Origin of the sequence: Bradyrhizobium sp. 33ap4 (genome assembly GCF_032654765.1) — a bacterium.
Taxonomy (GTDB): Bacteria; Pseudomonadota; Alphaproteobacteria; order Rhizobiales; family Xanthobacteraceae; genus Bradyrhizobium; species Bradyrhizobium australafricanum.
This window is the reverse complement of sequence record NZ_JAUMTJ010000156.1, coordinates 1-2305: the sequence shown is the minus strand read 5'-3', so window position 1 is coordinate 2305 and position 2305 is coordinate 1. Positions and strand designations below refer to the sequence as shown.

At 64.7% G+C, this 2305-nt stretch carries 2 protein-coding genes; both read left to right on the top strand.

The genetic code is table 11. The features are described 5' to 3' along the window. The first annotated feature begins 79 nt into the window (after positions 1–79). Positions 80–1390, top strand: a complete 1311-nt coding sequence (gene istA, locus Q2M23_RS43430) for an IS21 family transposase (RefSeq protein WP_225649585.1) — start codon at positions 80–82, stop codon at positions 1388–1390. Then, entirely contained in the window at positions 1390–2244 is an 855-nt protein-coding gene (gene istB, locus Q2M23_RS43425; RefSeq protein WP_225649584.1) for an IS21-like element helper ATPase IstB, read from the top strand. The genes istA and istB overlap by 1 nt, the downstream gene beginning before the upstream one ends. The last annotated feature ends 61 nt before the right edge of the window (positions 2245–2305 follow it).

Genomic DNA, 2305 nt, shown 5'->3' with positions numbered 1-2305 from the left:
CTGTCGCGCGCCATGGAAAACTGCCCCCTCGGCGCCATGAGGAATTGCCCCCTCCTTGGATTAGCCGAGGAGAGAGCGAATGAAGCAGGAACGAATCACTAGAGGCTCGTCGTGGAGTGATCCACGGGGGCAGGTGATGAAGACGCCGGATGACGTGGCGGAGATGTTGCGCCTGAGGGCGTGCGGATGGGGGCTGAAGCGCATTGCGCGCCAGCTGGGCTGCAGCCATCACACGGTGAAGGATTATATTGCGGCGGGCGGGGTGAAGCCGTTCAAGTCGCCCGAGCGGCTGAAGCGGCTCGACGGCCTTGAGGGTTGGCTGCGCGAGAGGTTCATTCGCCATCGCGGCAATGCGGACGTGGTGCGCCAGGACCTGTTGGCCGAGAAAGGCGTGACAGTCAGCCGGCGAACGCTGCAACGCGCGGTACAGCCCTATCGTCAGGCGCTGAAGGCGGAGGCGCTGGCGACGATGCGGTTCGAGACGCCCCCTGGCCGGCAGCTGCAGATCGACTTCGGAGAGCGCCTGGTCGAGATCGGCGGCGCGAAGATCAAGGCATTCGTGTTCGTGGCGACGCTCGGGCATTCGCGGCGGGTACATGTGCGTGCGTTCCGGGCCGAGAAGCAGGAGCACTGGTTCGCTGGGCTCGAGAGCACATTCACCACCTTCAGCGGTGTCCCGGAGGAAGTGCTGATGGACAACCCACGCGCACTTGTGGTGCGCCACGACGTCGGCAGCCGGTCGGTTCAGTTCAACGACAGGCTGATTGCCTTCTCGAAGCACTGGGGCTTCCGGCCTCGCGCCTGCGCACCATATCGGGCACGCACGAAAGGCAAGACCGAGAATGGCGTCGGCTACGTGAAGAAGAACGCGATCGCGGGTCATTGCTTCGCGAGTTGGGAGGCGTTTGAGGCACATCTCGCCAAATGGGAGCGCGAGATTGCAAACGTTCGTATCCACGGCACAACCGGCGAGGCGCCCATCGTCCGCTTCGCGCGAGACGAAGCACACCGGTTAAAACCGCTCGGCGGGCAGCCCTCCTTCGGATCATTGCGCGAACTGACCCGGATCGTCGGCAACGATTGCGCCATCGAGATCGACACGAACAGCTACTCGGTGCCGTGGCGCCTAATTGGTGAGCGCGTGGCGGTGACCGTCGCAGCTGGCGAGGTGCGGATCCGCCATGGCGTGCATCAGGTAGCGGTCCACGAGCAATCGAAGGGACGTCGGCTGCGTATTGTCGATCCCTCCCACCTTGACGGGGTCGTCGGGCGCAATGGTGCGGTCCGCCGATCAGAGATTGCGGCAACGCCGGCGCCTGGGTCGTCTCCATCACCCTCGTTGTTGCGTCCGCTTACTGAATATGAAGCCGTGATCGGAGGAAGCTTCTGATGACGCGCGCAAAGGCAACCGAAGTACCGACTGATCCCCTCGATGCTATGCTGGCGCGGTTACAGCTCTCCGGCATCCGCGATCAGCTCGATAGCCTGCTCGACGAGGCAGCGCGCGCGAACCTGTCGGCACGTGAGACGCTGATCCTGCTGTGCGAGCGCGAGATCGCACGCAAGGATCATCGCCGCATCGACATGGCGCTGAAGCTCGCGCACTTCCCAGCCGTGAAGGAGCTTGCTGGCTTCGACTTCGAGGCGCAGCCCTCGATCGATCCCAGGCAGATCCGCGACTTGGCCGCGTCACGTTGGATCGCCAACGGCGAAAACGTGCTGCTGCTCGGCCCGCCGGGCGTCGGTAAGACGCACTTGTCGATCGCGCTCGGGCGAGAGGCGATCCTGGCCGGTTACACGGTGCAGTTCACCACGGCGACGACACTGGTCGCTGGCCTCGCCAAGGCGCATGGCGAGCGGCGCCTGGACGAGAAACTGCTCGCGCTGGCGAAGCCAAAGCTGCTGATTGTCGACGAGCTCGGCTACCTGCCGCTGGAGCCCGATGCGGCGCATCTGTTCTTCCAGCTGGTCAGCCGCCGCTACGAAACCGGCGCCATGCTGATCACGTCGAACCGCAGCGTTGCCGAATGGGGCACCGTGTTCGCCGACCCGGTGGTCGCCACCGCGATCCTCGACCGGCTCTTGCATCACAGCCACGTGCTGACCATCCGCGGCGACAGCTACCGGCTCCGCGCCAAGCGCAAGAGCGGCCTCATCAAGCCGCCCGCCGCTGACGGCCCTCCGGTCGGCTCCGCCTCCCTCCGTCCCGTCAGCGGCGGAGCCAACCTTCAACCAACATCATGAACCCGAGGGTGGGGGCAGTTCTTCATGACGCAAAGGGGGCAGTTCCGGATGGCGTTTGACA